At 64.6% G+C, this 14,799-nt stretch carries 12 protein-coding genes and 1 tRNA gene; 9 read left to right on the forward strand and 4 right to left on the reverse strand.

What is annotated here, in order from left to right:
• The first annotated feature begins 22 nt into the window (after positions 1-22).
• The 4 genes from NGM06_RS10855 (at position 23) to artA (ending at position 6,716) form a co-directional block, all read left to right on the forward strand.
• The gene (locus tag NGM06_RS10855; protein WP_254266976.1) at positions 23-784 is read left to right on the forward strand and encodes a VOC family protein; all 762 of its coding nucleotides are present in this window, start codon (positions 23-25) and stop codon (positions 782-784) included.
• Positions 785-1,061: 277 nt separating this feature from the next.
• On the forward strand, positions 1,062-3,107 hold the full coding sequence (locus NGM06_RS10860) for a DUF7827 domain-containing protein (RefSeq protein WP_254266977.1): 2,046 nt from the start codon (positions 1,062-1,064) through the stop codon (positions 3,105-3,107).
• A gap of 483 nt (positions 3,108-3,590) precedes the next feature.
• Positions 3,591-5,606, forward strand: a complete 2,016-nt coding sequence (locus NGM06_RS10865) for a DUF7827 domain-containing protein (protein ID WP_254266978.1) — start codon at positions 3,591-3,593, stop codon at positions 5,604-5,606.
• 183 nt (positions 5,607-5,789) lie between these two features.
• Positions 5,790-6,716, forward strand: coding sequence for an archaeosortase A (gene artA, locus NGM06_RS10870; protein WP_254266979.1), 927 nt, complete (start codon positions 5,790-5,792; stop codon positions 6,714-6,716).
• A gap of 104 nt (positions 6,717-6,820) precedes the next feature.
• Here the strand turns inward: artA and dph5 are convergent, their stop codons facing one another.
• Positions 6,821-7,645: a diphthine synthase gene (gene dph5, locus NGM06_RS10875; protein WP_254266980.1), complete on the reverse strand. Its 825-nt coding sequence runs from the start codon at positions 7,643-7,645 to the stop codon at positions 6,821-6,823.
• Positions 7,646-7,791: 146 nt separating this feature from the next.
• Between dph5 and NGM06_RS10880 the strand changes: the two genes are divergently transcribed.
• From NGM06_RS10880 to NGM06_RS10895, 4 genes are all read left to right on the forward strand, one after another.
• A complete protein-coding gene (locus NGM06_RS10880; RefSeq protein ID WP_254266981.1) occupies positions 7,792-9,105 on the forward strand; it encodes a cation:proton antiporter in 1,314 nt (437 codons plus the stop codon).
• A gap of 177 nt (positions 9,106-9,282) precedes the next feature.
• Positions 9,283-10,305 (forward strand): class I SAM-dependent methyltransferase, encoded by a 1,023-nt coding sequence (locus NGM06_RS10885; RefSeq protein WP_254266982.1) that lies wholly within the window; start codon positions 9,283-9,285, stop codon positions 10,303-10,305.
• Positions 10,306-10,370: 65 nt separating this feature from the next.
• A tRNA-Thr gene (locus NGM06_RS10890) sits at positions 10,371-10,445 on the forward strand.
• Between the two features lie 164 nt (positions 10,446-10,609).
• Positions 10,610-11,077, forward strand: coding sequence for a GNAT family N-acetyltransferase (locus tag NGM06_RS10895; RefSeq protein WP_254266983.1), 468 nt, complete (start codon positions 10,610-10,612; stop codon positions 11,075-11,077).
• Positions 11,078-11,198: 121 nt separating this feature from the next.
• On the opposite strand, the gene NGM06_RS10900 is transcribed toward NGM06_RS10895, so the two are convergent.
• The 3 genes from NGM06_RS10900 to NGM06_RS10910 form a co-directional block, all read right to left on the reverse strand.
• The gene (locus NGM06_RS10900; RefSeq protein WP_254266984.1) at positions 11,199-11,537 is read right to left on the reverse strand and encodes a twin-arginine translocation signal domain-containing protein; all 339 of its coding nucleotides are present in this window, start codon (positions 11,535-11,537) and stop codon (positions 11,199-11,201) included.
• 120 nt (positions 11,538-11,657) lie between these two features.
• Positions 11,658-12,746, reverse strand: coding sequence for a saccharopine dehydrogenase family protein (locus tag NGM06_RS10905; protein ID WP_254266985.1), 1,089 nt, complete (start codon positions 12,744-12,746; stop codon positions 11,658-11,660).
• A 49-nt stretch (positions 12,747-12,795) separates the two neighbouring features.
• The gene (locus tag NGM06_RS10910) at positions 12,796-13,539 is read right to left on the reverse strand and encodes a hypothetical protein (RefSeq protein ID WP_254266986.1); all 744 of its coding nucleotides are present in this window, start codon (positions 13,537-13,539) and stop codon (positions 12,796-12,798) included.
• A gap of 291 nt (positions 13,540-13,830) precedes the next feature.
• Between NGM06_RS10910 and NGM06_RS10915 the strand changes: the two genes are divergently transcribed.
• Complete coding sequence (locus tag NGM06_RS10915) at positions 13,831-14,787, forward strand: phytoene/squalene synthase family protein (RefSeq protein ID WP_254266987.1); 957 nt, start codon at positions 13,831-13,833, stop codon at positions 14,785-14,787.
• Positions 14,788-14,799 lie beyond the last annotated feature (12 nt).

Raw genomic sequence — 14,799 nt, forward strand, 5'->3', positions numbered from 1 at the left:
CGAACGCCCAAGCGTCGAACGCATGAACGCCACACTCGACCACGTGATGATGCGCGTAGAGGATCTCGACGAGACGCTCGACTGGTACGGCGACCACCTCGACTACGAGGAGAAAGGTCGCTGGGAGGCCGACACCTTCACGAACGTCTACCTCGGTCCCGAGGACGTTCACGAGGAGGGCGCGCTCCTCGAAATCACGTACAACCACGACGACCGCACCTACGAGATGGGCGACGCGTGGGGCCACATCGCCGTGCGCGTGGACGACGTCTACGACGCCTACGAGCAACTGATGGACGAGGGCGTCGAGGACTACCGCGACCCCGACTCCTGCGGTGGCTCCTACGCCTTCGTCAAAGACCCCGACGGCCACGAAATCGAAATCGTCGAGCGCGACCACGGCGCGCGCTGGAGCCTCGACCACACCATGATTCGCGTCGAGGACGCCGACGCCGCACTCGGATGGTACACCCGGAAACTGGAGTACGAACACACCGGCCGCTGGGAGTCCGACACCTTCGCCAACTACTTCATGAAACCCGAGGGCGCGGCCGACGAGGCGATGGCAGTCGAACTCACGTACAACTACGACGGACGGACGTACGAGTTGGGCGACGCGTGGGGCCACCTCGCCGTCCGCGCCGCCGACCTCCAAGACGACTGGGCGACGCTGATGGAACGCGACGCCGAGGACTACCGAGACCCCGAATCTTGCGACAACCGTTACGCCTTCACGAAGGACGCGGACGGCCACGAAATCGAGATTCTCGAACGCGACGAGTAGGGCGACCGTACGGTCGCCTCCGTAACCGATATATCCGCGCCTAAATACGCCGTTTTCAGCCTGCGTAGGCGCTGAAATGCTCTATTTCCCCACAAGGCATATGCTGTTAGCCATGCTGTTCTCTTTGCCGAGAGGCACTACCGTTAAGCGCGGCCTTGGGTGGGGACGAGGGTAGAGTCGGCAACGGCATCCATTCGAACGAATACTTGAGAGTCTACACATGACACGAGTACATCAGTTACGGAGCGTTTGGCTGACGATATTGGTAGTTTCGGCGATGGTCGTCGGACCGGCCGCCCTCGCCGGGGCGGCGTCCGACGCGAGGGGGGTACAGGCTCAACCCGCGGACGATGGGACGTTAGAGCGACTCGACTCTGGAGAGACGTTCTGGCAGGGTCAACAGTTGGTAGTGCGTGCCGGTGAAGGCAACGCCAGCGAGACTTGGCAGTTACGCGAGTGGGACGAGTCTGGGCAGGGGAACGCCGGTGCGCTGGTCACCGAGTTCCTGCTAAACGGGTCGGGCGCGGCGACGATTCAGACGTCCGATCTCGTCGGCCAGTACGTGGTCGTGAACGAGAACGGGACCCCCGTGTTCTTCGCCAACGGAACCATAGCGGAGACCCCGACGGCGAACGACCCGAGTTTCGAGATCGCGTCCCAGTCGCTGAACGCCAGTTTCTCGGACGAGACGGTCACGACCGCGTCGGGCGATAGTTCGCTGACCGACTTGGAACTCCGGTCGAACCGCGGTCAGTTCCGGGTCGTCCTGCGGTCGGACGAACTCGGTGCCGGGCAACTCACCGAGATATTCGCGGCCAACCGGACGGACATCGACGGCGACGGCCAGCAGGAGGTCGTCCTGTCACGCCCCGTGACCGGTCCGCGCGACGCTCTTGACGCCAACTTCAGCACAGTGAGTCCCGGAGAGTACGAAATCGTCGTGAGTCCGGTAGACACGAACGTGACCGCACGCGCGACGATCCAGGTTCGAGAACCGGGTGAACAGGGCGCGAACCTCAACCAGAGCGTGGTCGTCGAACAGCGCGGTGACGTGGCCACGTTCAGCGTGCAACTCAACGGCACGCAGACCGCGACCGTCACGGTCGGCTCACAGGAGAAGAACTACCAAGCCACCGTGCGCGTCCGGGACGCGGACGACGACGGGCAGGTCACGCTCCGACTCAACACGTTCGTCGCCGGTCGGAACATCGCACCGACGGGCGGGTTCACGGTGTCTGAGGGCGACGAGATAATCGATTACAACCTCGACACCCAACCGCTGACGACGCCGCTCGACGCGGGCGAGTACGGTGTGCGGACGCTCGTAGACGGCACCCCGACAGACGTGGCGAATCTGATACTGAACGAACCGTCGTTGCAGTCGATGACGGTGTGGACCGCCCCGGATTCGGCCGAACCCGGTAGCGTCTCCGAGTTATTGGGCGCAGTGAGCCGCGACGACACCATCGCGCGCGGGGACTGGGCGGTCGTCGAGGTCAGCGGGTCCGGACTGTACGGGTACCTCCAAGAGTCGGCCAACCTGACCAATCGGTCGCTCGGCCTGCAAGCCTCCATCCGGCGGACCAACCTCGGTCCGAACGCGGAGGCCCAGTCGATTCCGGCCCGTAACGTCACGCTCGTGACCGACCCGCAGAACAACCACTTCTTCATGCTGCTGGACACCAACGGGTTGGAGACCGACGGTCGGTACAACGTCACGTTCACCATGACCGAGGAGAACCCCTACGTCCAGCAGAACCAGTCGGTATCGGCGACGTTCGACGTCGTTGACCGACAGGTCACGCTCCAGAACGCGACCGGCGACCAACCGCTTCGGGTCGCGCTCGGACGCGGCACCGTCTCCGGTAACTCGACGCTCGCGCCCGGGAGCACGTTCGACGTTCGCATCGAGAGTTCCGGTTCCAACGCGTTCCTGCGAACCGAAGAGGCCACCGTGAATCAGAACGGGAGTTGGACGGTGAACTTCGACCTGCCGAACGTCGAGAACGGAACCAGCGCGCAGGTGCTCGTTCCGAACTACAACGTGAGTAGCGACGCGCTACTGGTCGAAGGTCAGTTCGCGGCGGGCGGACCCGCCGCCAACGAGACGACGACGGTGGAGACGACGACTACGACAACGACGACCGAAGAGACGACAACAACGACCGAAGAGACGACAACAACGACCGAAGAGACGACGACAACCGAGGAAACGACGACGACCGAAGAGGGCGGCGGGGGCGGTATCCCCGGCTTCGGCGTGGGCGTCGCGCTCGTCGCGCTCGTGGTGGCGGCACTGCTGGCGATACGCCGCAGTCAGTGACGGAGCGTAACGTCGCGTCCGACTCCATTTTTCGTCGCGAATACACGCTGACCGTAGCGTCGCGAGTGGCACGTTTCTTTTATAAGGGAATCGCGACGTTCGGACGTGTCCCGTAACCGACGTCACGGGCGGACGAAATCGGCCGTTTCTAGCGGTCTCGATGCTTCGCAATACCGAACGCGGTCGTGCGAACGTCTCTCAGGATACTTCACCGACAAATTCGGCTATTTCGGCTCTTGAAGCGCTGAGGCTGCCCAGAAACGGACCAATAACTTTTCGTGAGACGGAGTAACGAGCCAAGTCACAGACCACAAAGCACTTATAACCTTGGCATAACCTTATGTCTGTACCCCTACCCATGGTGGCAGTAGCGAGTACGAGCGGCCCACACCCGGCGCGGTGCCGGGTTTCCCCGAAGGGCACAGGAAAGGTGCTGTCGCCGACCGAATAACCAAACCAAACATGACAACGACAACAGACAAAATGCGCAGCGTACTTCTGGCTGCGATGCTCGTCACGTCGGTCTTCGCCGGCGTCACGGCATTCGCAGGAAGTGCTGCTGCCGCGAACCTCAACAACGACAAGATCGTCTTCAATGGGGAGACGATCTACGCACAGAACGACGCAGGTGGAGACGACGGTGACTGGAGCGGCAAGACCGTAACGCTGTACACCTACGACGATGGTGTCGGCACGTACGTCGACCAGTACGACGCTAACGAGAGCGGTGCCATCCAGTTCACCCGGAACGACCTCGAAGGTAAGTACATCCTTCAGGGTCCGGACCAGTCTGGTAACACCGGCCTACAGTTCCAGGTCGTCCCGCAGACGCTCGAGTTCAAGAAGACGAACATTACGACGACAACCGACTCAAAAGATATCACCATCAACCTGAAGGACACGAACCGTGCGGGTAGCTTCGACGTGACCGTCGAATCCAACGCAAACGGTTTCACCAACGTTACTCGTTCCTTCAACCGCGAAGTGGACGGTGGCAAGTCGATCACGGTCCCCATCGAGGGACTCGCCAAAGAGTCCGGTACTGGCAACTACACGCTGAACGTCAACGTCACTGACACAGCGGCGAACAAGGACATCAACCTCCAACTCAACAAGCCCGGCAAGGTCAACGCGTACTTCCCGCAGACCGTCATCGGCGAAGAGCGCGGTGACGTCGTCGAGATTCCGGTCGAGATGGAGAACACCCAGACCGCCAACGTTACCATCGGGTCCGCCGAGACGAACTTCGTTGCGGACGTCCACGTCCAGGACAATAACGACGATGGTAAGAACGCGACCATCCTGCTCAACACTGCTCTGACGCAGGGCGACGAAAAATTCATCTCGGTGAAAGGTTCGTCGGACAGCCTTACGCTGACCGACGATGTCAAGTACCGGAAGGGTACTGACATCTCGGGTCCGCTCGCCTCGGGTAACTACGAGCTGAGCGTCTCGGTGCCGGACAACGCCAACGAGGGATGGCGACCCGTCAACGTTGCGACGCTCGCTATCAGCCAGCGTTCGACCGACAGCGCGCAGTCGTGGATTGCGCCGCAGTCGTCGATCAACTCCGACACCGAAACTAGCGACCTGCCCGACGTCGTCACCCAGCGTGACAACGCCGCGCAGGGCGACTACGCGATCGTTCAGGTCAAGGCCTCTGGCCTCTACGGCGACCTGAGCCAGCAGCACCTCAGTTCCGACTCCAGTTCGGACGGTCTCAACTTCACCGTCCGTGACGCGAACCCTGGTCCGAACTCGAACGTCACTTCGTTCGCAGGTAACAACGCAGGCGTTACCCTCTTCCAGGACGCGAAGAACAACACGTTCTACGCTGCGATCAACACGAACAGTGAGGCTCTCGTCAACGGTAACAAGAAGCTCCCGACTGGCGAGTGGAACGCCACCTTCAAGGTGACCCCCGAGTTCCACAAGCTTGTCAAGAACAACGAGACGGTCTCCACGACGTTCACCGTCGAGGAACCGTCCGCGACGATCAACGGCGGCAACGACGTTGTCGTCCCGCAGGGCGAGGTCAACATCACGGGTACGACCAACCTCGCACCCGGTACCGAACTCACCGTCCAGTCCAAGGCTGGCGGTAACTTCCTGAAGTCGGCCACCGCCGAAGTCGGCCAGAGCGGTAACTTCTCCGCTCCGTTCGACTTCAGCAACGCCAACAACGGGACTGAGTTCACCGTCTCGCTCCGCAACACCGGTGGAGTCGGCAGTGTCGATTACGACTCCATCTCCGGCACCGTGAGCACGGAAGCCAACGTCGGCGAGACGACCACCACGTCGGACTCCACTACGACGACCACGACGGAGACGACGACCACGACGACTACGACCGCGGACACGACGACCACGACCGAAGAGACCACCACCGAGGAGACCACCACCACCGAACAGACTGGTAGTATCCCCGGCTTCGGTGTCGCCGTCTCGATGGTTGCGCTCGTCGCCGCCGCGCTGCTGGCTCTCCGCCGCAGCAACTGATCGTAGCTAACTAACCACCGGGTTTCCCGGTCTTTCGCAGTCCCCATTTTTCGTGCGTTCGACTCCGTAGCGACTGCACTCGCGCGGACGAAACGGACCGTTTCCATACTCGTAGGCCGACGTTACCCACCCCGACCGGAGCCGTCAACTCTTTATTCGGGGGACGCTTTCACTCCGTTAACAGTGACTTCGCCGTTAACCGACGGACTCGCGTGGCTCGCGATCGGACTGTTCGCCGCGGCCACCGCGCTCGACTGGTACGACGACGGCCACGGACGCGGACGCGCACGCTACCTCGCGGCGGGCGCGTGGGGCGTCTTCGGCGTCTTCTGGCTCGCCCTGTTCCCCCACTTCGCCTTCGAACAGCGGAGTTTCATCGAGGGGGCGCTGAGTTTCGTCGCGCTCCCGGCCTGTCTCTACGTCGGCTACCTGCTTCTGCAGGGGCGGGAGACTCTCTTCCTGCTCTCGCGAGCCGTCGCGTTCATGGGTCTCATCTACATGCCGTTCACGATGATTTCACCCGCCAACGAGTGGCTCATCGAGACCGTGGCGTGGCAGGGCGAGTTCGTCATGCGGTCGCTGGGCTACGAGTTTGAGGTCATCCAACGCGACGAGACCATCCGCGGCGCGTACTTCTTCGCCACCGAGAACCACGGCGAGTTCACCATCAACGTCCTGCTCGCCTGCACGGGTCTCGGGAGCATGGCCATCTTCGGCGGCCTCATCGCCGCAGTTCGCACCCCCGTCCGCCGGAAGCTGCGAGCCCTCGCCGTCGCCATCCCGGTCATCTGGGCGCTGAACCTCGCCCGCGTCGTGTTCATCACGCTCGCGTTCAGCCAGCAGTGGCTGCAGGTGTTCGTGGAACCGACGATGTCGCTGGTCGGCTACGAGAATCCGTACATGGTGTCGTACTTCATCTCCGACCGCGTGATAGCCCAGAGTCTCTCCGTCGTCGCGCTGGTCGGCATCGCGTGGGCCGTCGCCCGCGAGGTGCCCGAACTACTGACTGTCGGCGAGGACATTCTCTACGTCGTGACCGGCGACGAGTACGACCTCCACGCGGCGGTGGGGACCGACCGGCCGGTCGCCGCCGACGGTAACGGCGAGTGACCGGCGACGCTGTCGTCCGTGCTCTCGCGGACAGAATCACTCGGAACGGTGAGAGAGTTCTTCGGCGGTACTGCGGCCAGTTGTAGCTCGTCCGGTGAGGGCGACTACTCGACGTGGAGGAGTTCTTCGGGCGCGTCGGCGAGTTCGCCGAGCGCGTCGGCCTCGATGTGGTGGAGGTCGCCGGGGACGACCAGCAGGTGGAGCGGGTCGCCGAACTCGCGGTCGGCGAGGTCCGAGAGTCGGTCGGCCGCGACTAGCGGGTCCGGACTCCCGGCGCGCGCGACCACGACTGCCAGCAGGTCGCCGTAGTCGTCGGCGAGCAGTCGGGCGGCGTGGTCTGCGGTCATGTACTCGTCGTTCTGGACCTTGTCATCGGGACGCTTCGCGTTCCGATTGCCTGTCGGGGTTTCCCCGACTTTGATGTCGAGGTAGACCAGCGTGTGGAGACCGCGCTCGCGGTTCTCGTCGAGCGCCTCGGTGACGCTCGCGGGGACGCCGTCGGCACCGTGGGCGTACTCGAAGGGGAGCGTCGTGGCCTTGCCGAACCGATAGTTCTGGAGTCCGGTCAGTCCGCTGGCGGCGGATTCGGCGGTCGGCGCGTGGACGACCTGCGTGTCGATACCGCGTTCTTCGGCGCGGAGTCGGAGGTCCACGTGGGTGGTCGAAATCATGGTGTCGCCCGCGGTGAGGAACACCGCGTCGCCGTCGTTCCCGGCGCGTAGGATGTCCTCGGGGTCCTGTTCGACGCCCGCGCGGTCGCGGACCTCGATGTCGGCGTCGTGGTAGGCTTCGAGGTCATCGACCGTCGCGCCGAGGAGTTTGCTGGTGTAGAACTCCGCGAAGACGCGGTCGGCGTTTCGCAGGGCGTCTCGCCCCTCGACGGTTATCGAACGCTCGTCGTAGAGACCGAGACCGACGAATGTGAGCATGTAAGCGATAGGGACCGGGGACGGCTATAGCCTTTCGAGTCGGTGCGGACCGAGACGACTCCCGCGTGGTCTGGTCCGCGGAACGTATCTCAACCCCGTCATATGGCCCACGGGCATTTACGTCGAAATACAGTACGTCGTGACGAATGGCCGCTTACGAAGCCGCCTTGCTGCTCGTCGGTATCGCAATCTTGGGGGCCGTCGTACTGCCGCGAGTTCTCTCGGACAAGCCGATGTCGTTCCCGTTGATATACGTCGCCGCCGGAGTGGTCTTGTTCTCGCTCCCGTTGGGGGTCGAGGTTCCAGACCCGGTCGAACACGGGGAACTCGCCGAGCGACTCACCGAGTTCGTGGTGATAATCGCGCTGATGGGTGCGGGACTGAAACTCGACCGACCCTTCGACCCCAGAGCGTGGTCGAACACGTGGCGACTGCTCGGCATCACGATGCCGATTACCATCGTCGCGGCCGCACTGCTCGGGTGGGGCGTGCTCGGGACGCTCCTCCCGACCGCCGTCCTGCTCGGCGCGATAGTCTCGCCGACCGACCCGGTGTTGGCCTCCGACGTGCAGGCGTCGCCGCCGACCGAGGGGATGGACGAGGAGGTGGACCCCACCGAGCAGGAAGGAGAGGTCCGGTTCGCGCTCACCTCGGAGGCGGGTCTCAACGACGGACTGGCGTTCCCGTTCACGCACCTCGCCATCGCCATGGCGGCGGCCGCCGGAGCCTCGTCGCTGGAGTGGTTGGGCGAGTGGTTCCTCGTCCACTTCCTCTACGAAATCGTGGTCGGCGTCGTGATGGGCTACCTCGCCGGGCAAGTGCTCGCCCGATTCATCTTCAGCGAACCCGTCACGACCCAACTCGGAAAGGTCATGGAGGGCGCGGAGGCGCTGGCGGCTACCCTCATCACGTACGGCGTGACCGAACTCGTCCACGGCTACGGCTTCATCGCGGTGTTCGTCGCGGCGCTCGAACTCCGCCACTACGAGTGGGAACACGAGTACTACGTCGCGCTCCACGATTACGCCGTGATGATAGAGCGAATCGTGATGGCGACCGTGCTCGTGCTGTTCGGCGGGGCCATCGCGGGCGGTCTGCTGGCTCCCCTGACGCTGCTTGACGTCGTGGTCGGTCTCACGCTCATCTTCGTGGTCCGGCCGCTCGCCGGAGTCGTCGGCCTACTCGGGTCGCAGATGCCGTGGAGCGAGCGACTCGTCGTCTCCTCGTTCGGCATCCGGGGCATCGGTTCGTTCTACTATCTGGCGTTCGCGCTCAACGAGGCGTCGTTCGGCGAGATAGAGCTACTCGTCGCCGCCGACAAACTCTGGGCGTTGATCGGATTCGTCGCGCTCGCGTCCATCGTCGTCCACGGCGTCTCGGCCAACTGGGTCATGAACGTGCTCGACCGGACGCGCGACGACGAGCGCACCCCGGAGTCGACCGAAGCCGAGGTCTCGTAGTCACGGGACGTCTCTCGCTCGGGTCGCCTCTTTCGGCGCTCGTGCTGCTGGTCGCGCTAGAGACGGCCATCGACCTCGGGGCGCACCTGCGCGAACACCGCGACACGGGGCCGCGACCGGCGGGGCCTGACGCCCGCGAAGCGTCACGCTTACCGCCCGCCGCGAGAAGCGAGTGGTATGGAAGCGCCGTGCGTGCGCGTCGAGCGCGAGCGAGGCGAGGAGACCCGGAAGCGACTGGCGGAGGCGGGTCTGCTCGCCAACGAGTTCGAAATCGAGGTCGAAGACGGCCGCCTCTACCTCCCGGTCACGGACGCCGATGCAGTGCCCGAGGAGTTGGAGATCGTGACGCGAGCGGTCGGCGAACGCGATACGCCGGAGACGCCCGCCGACCTGCTCGGCTTCGAACCCACCTACGAGCGACTCGGCGACATCGTGATTCTGGACGAGGACGACCCCGCGACCGCCCGCGAGATCGCCGACGCCGTGATGGCCTCGGACCTGCCGGTCGAGACGGTCGTCAACCGCGCCTCGAAGGTCAAAGGCGAACTGCGCGTTCGCGACTGGGAGGTGCTGGTCGGCGAGAGTACGGAGACCGTCCACCGCGAGTACGGGTGCGAGTTCCTGCTCGACGTGGCCGAAGTGTACTTCTCGCCGCGCCTCGCCACCGAGCGCAACCGCGTCGCCGAGCAGGTCCGAGCGGGCGAGCGCGCCTTCGACATGTTCGCGGGCGTCGGTCCCTTCGTCGTCCCCTTCGCCAAGCGCGGCGCGGAAGTCGTCGGCGTGGACCTGAACGAGCGAGCGGTGGAGTACCTCCGGGAGAACGCCCGCCGGAACGGCGTGGCCGACCGGGTGACCGCGATTCAGGGAGACGTGCGAGACGTCGTCTCGGGGTCGTCGGACGAGTCCGACGGTGGGGAAGAGGTCGCGTCGGAGTACAGCGACTGGGCCGACCGCGTAGTGATGAACCTCCCCCACAGCGCCGACGAGTTCCTCGACACGGCGGTCGAACTCGCGGGCGACGACTGCGTGATTCACTACTACGACATCCAACACGAGGACGACCCGTTCGGACCCGGCGAGACCGCGATTCGGGCGGCGGCGGACCCAGAGTACGAGGTCGAAGTCGAGACGCGCCACGTCGTCCGGTCGTACGCGCCCCACGAACTCAACGTCTGTCTCGACGTGCGACTGTCTCGCTAACGTCGGGCGATTTCGGAACGCTTAAGCCCGTTCTTGCGACTATGTTTGAGTGCGCACTGCGATGCGCCGGTGTAGCTCAGACTGGCTAGAGCGATTCCTTCGTAAGGAATAGGCCGAGGGTTCAAATCCCTCCACCGGCTTGACTCCTGCTTCGTCTCGGTACTGACCGCAAACGATGGAGCGGTCGGTCCTGAGTTTTCTTCTCAGGGAAGCCGTCTCGGCTCTGGATAGTACCTCCCGAATCGTGTCCCGTAGTAGCATCCCTAGAGAATCTTGAAGTGTGACTGTCGGGGAAGGTTGCTGTATGGAACTCGTCGAAGCCACCGCCGAAGACCTCGACGCGCTCGTGAACCGCTGGTACGACCTCGCGAGAGCGATGGAGGGGTACGACGAACTGAATACACTCGCCGACACGGAACTCGACGCGGTCTCCGACGACGGCTTCCGCGCCCATCTCGACGACGAGGACGTTACCGACTACCTCGTCGTCCACGACGGCGAGACCATCGGTTTCGTCACGCTCCGCGAGGGCAATCACCCTTCCCGGCAGTATTCACGGTATCTCCGCATCGTGAATCTCACAATCGACGAAGACTACCGGAAGCAGGGCCACGGCACGGAAGTCGTCGAGCGCGTGAAAGAGATAGCCCGCGAGCGGGGTTGCGACCACCTCAAGGTCTCCTGCGAGTGGCGGAACGAGGACGCACGTCGGTTCTACCGCGACACGGGTTTCCGACCGAAGCAGGTCGACTACGCGCAACCACTAGAGTAAGTATTCGTCTGGTCTATCGTTCCGCTCGCTTTCACCTGCACTGTTCCGCTCGCGTTCACTTGCTCTCCGAAGTGTCCGTCCGCGTCGGGCGAGTAAGCCTCTAAAGAGAAGGGGGAACTGGTCATCCTTCGCGTTCCCTCGTGAGGAGGCCCTGATTGAACCACCGCACGTCGCCGAGGGTGCTCAGTTCGACCTTCCAGAATTTGTCCGACCCGTTGTAGCAGGGACCGCCGACGATTTCTCCCGGTTGTCCGTCGATTTCCTTGTCTAAGTCGTTGAGGTCACAACTGTACCAACCGGGGACCCTGTTCCCGTCCGTGGAGACGATGTCCCCCTCGTTCCACTCGTTGTGCGAGGCCGAGACGGTACCCGACGTCGCGAGAGTCGTGATGCCCGCCCCGAAGGCGACACCGGACGTTTTGAGGACGTTGCGTCGCGACACGCCGTTTTCGTCCGACATAGCAACCAAATCTCACTACTGTCCAAAGCTAAATTGTTCTAATCAAAATATTCACAATCATCGTTCCAACGAGGCGCACTTCCCAAGCAGTACAGGCCGCGACGACTCGGCGGGAGTCGGCTACTCTCCCACGCTGGTCCCGACCGCCGACCGCTGGCTCGCGTCCTCGCGTTCGACGCCGTCGAACTCCAGCACGTAGTCCGCGCCGAACGCCGACGCGGGCGTGTGGAACCCCGGTCCGACCTCGCCCTCGGCGACGCGCCGGGCCGACTCCACCGCGGTCTGGGCGGTCACGTCGTAGGTATCGGGCGTCCGCATTCGCGCGGTGACCCGACTCCCCTCGTCGTCCGTCACTTCGCCCCAGATGCGACTCACACTCTGGGCGCGTTCTTCGGGAGTCGGTCCCGAAACCACCGCGTCGGCGACGGCTTTCAGCGCCTTCTGGACCGGCTTCGTCCCGAGGACCGGCGCGAGCGACCGGGTCTTCGCCATCAGTGTAGCGGCGTACTCCGGGACCGTGGCGAACGTCTCGACGTTCGGAATCCCGGTGGTGTAGTAGGCCGAGGAGATATCGCCCCACGGTATCGACACCGCGGGTTTGCGGCCCCGTCCGAAGTCGAGGTGGCGGGTCTTCCACGCCGCCGGGACCGAGCGAATCCGACCGTCCTGCCGGACCGCACCGGGTGTCGACAACCCCTCCACGATGGACTTCGCCGTGCCGGGCGAGAACGTCCCGAGTCCGTCGATCGCCAGCGAGAGGCGGGTCGCCGACGGCAACTGCTCGTGGAGGTAGGCCGCCAGACAGTCGGTCGGCACCACGTCGAACCCCACTGCCGGGAGCAGCGTCACGCCGGTCGCCTCGGCCTCCTCCTCGCGGCCCGCGATGGCCTCCAGCACGTCGATTTCGCCGGTGATGTCGAGGTAGTCGGTCCCGGCGTTCAGACACGCCGAGTAGAGCGGTTCGGCGGTCTTCGAGAACGGTCCCGCGCAGTTCAGCACCGCGGCGAACTCCTCGACCTGCGACTCGACCACCTCGGGGTGTTGCAGACTGAACACCCGGTGGTCGAGACCGAGGTCGGTCGCCTGTCGCTCTACCTTCTCGGCGGTTCGCCCGGCGAGGACTGGCGAGAGACCCTCCTCCACCGCGGTCCGCGCGACGAGCGCGCCCGTGTACCCGTACGAGCCGTAGACGAGCAGTTCGTCGGCCATGCCTCCGGATTGGACGGTGAAGCGTAAAACTCGCGGGGCCGACGCGTCCTCACTCCCCCGACGTGGTCTCGACGCGCTCGTCGGCCTCGGTCGCCGCCTCCTCGTCTTCGGCGTCGGCACTGGACGCCGTCCCCTCGTCTTCCGACACCGAGTCCGACTCAGTTTCCGCCTCGTCTCGTGACCCCGATTTGGTCTCCGTGTCGCCGTCCGACTGGAACTCGGTCTCGTCTTCGTCGCCGGTCTCGGCGGCGTCTTCGATCGGGGTGGACTCGGCCACGTCTCGCTGGTCCACGTCCTCGTCGTCCACGTCACCGGCGGCGTCGGGGGACGCGCCGACCTCCGGCGCGGTGTCGGACTCCTCGACGTCGGCGTCGGTGGTGTCCACGACGCTCTCGCCGGTGGCGTGGTCGGTGTCGCGGCCGCCCGGTTCGACGGCGTCTTCCACGTGCGGCGAGGTGTCGGCCACCTCGGAGACGTCGGTCCCCGAGCGGCGCTCGCTCGACCCGCGCGACCCGCCGGAGTCGTCCGCTCCGCCGGACCGGCGCTGGGCGAGCGCGACCCCGACCCAAAACAGGCCGCCGAGCAGTTGTCGGACGCCGCGCTTTCGGTTCCCCTTCAGGAAGGTCCGGGCCGCACGGAGCAGTGAGACGACTCCCGACGCGAGCGCGAGGTCGCCGGACCCGGCGTGACGCGCCAGTTTCGGGCCGACCGTCTCCGCCAGCGTGCCGACTCGTCCCGCGAGGTCGTTCCCACTCCGGTCCGCCGTCTCGGAAGCGGCGTTGGAAGAACTCATGCGCACGAATGGAGGGTATCGACGGGGAAAGGCGTGATGGCAGGCGTCGATTCCCGAATCGGAGACGGTCCGCAGACGCGTCCGCGATAGTCGCCGAGACGGTCGCATCGACGTGCCGGAGTCGGAACTCCGCCACGTATGACGCGCCGCCGGTCGGGGCGACGGTGTGAGACGCAGCGTATCCGTCGGCGGGGACTTCTCCCACGCCAACAATTAACTCCGAGGAATCCTTATACCGAGTCTGCGAGGCGCTGCTGTTCGGCCGGACTTTGCACAACTACAGGAGACAGAATGGTCACCGACCGACAACTCCGACGAAGCAAGGCGATTCAGCAGCGAACCGGCAGAACCTTCCACTTCGCGACGCGGTTGCTCCCCGAGCGAGTCCGCCACCCGACCTACGTCCTCTACGCGTTCTTCCGCGTGGCCGACGAGGTCGTAGACGGCGCGACCGACCGACCCCCCGAGGAGCAACGCGACCGACTCGAACGACTCCGGGCGCAAGCGCTCGGCAGGGAAGAGACCGACGACGCCGTCCTCGCCGCCTTCCAAGAAGTGCGCGAGCGACGCGGGATTCCCGACGAGGAGGTCGAAATCTTTATCGACGCGATGCTCTCGGACGTCGAGAAGCGCCGCTGGGAGACCTACGACGAACTGGAGGCGTACATGCGCGGGTCGGCCGCGGCGGTCGGGGTGATGATGCAGTCGGTGATGGGCGTCGAAGACCCCGAGCGAGCGAAACCCCACGCGGTCGCGCTCGGCGAAGCGTTCCAGTTGACGAACTTCCTGCGCGACGTGCGCGAGGACATCGAGGACCACGACCGCATCTACCTTCCGGGCGACACCCGCGAGCGATACGGCGTCACGGAGGCCGACGTTCGGCGTTGCGACCCGACCGACGGCTTCCGGGACGCGATGGCCCACGAACTCCGGCGCACCGAGCGCAAGTACCGGAAAGGGGTCGCGGGCATCGAGTACCTCCCCGAGGACTGTCAGTTCGCGGTGCTGTACGCCGCCGTCCTCTACGCCGAACACCACCGACTCATCCGTGCGCTCGACTACGACGTGTTCTCGTCGCCGCCCGAGGTCGGGGTCGTTCGCGCGGCGTGGCTCTGGGCGAAGACGCGGTGGCACTGGCAGCGCTCGCGGGACCCGGTGACGGTGTTCCGAGCGGTGAGCGCGGTTCCCGAAGCCGAGGGCGTTCGCGCGAGTCCGGAGCATCGAGACGGGACGCCGCAGGCCGACTGAGTTCGGCCGAGG

Origin of the sequence: Halorussus aquaticus (assembly GCF_024218795.1) — an archaeon.
In the GTDB taxonomy this organism is placed as follows: Archaea; Halobacteriota; Halobacteria; order Halobacteriales; family Haladaptataceae; genus Halorussus; species Halorussus aquaticus.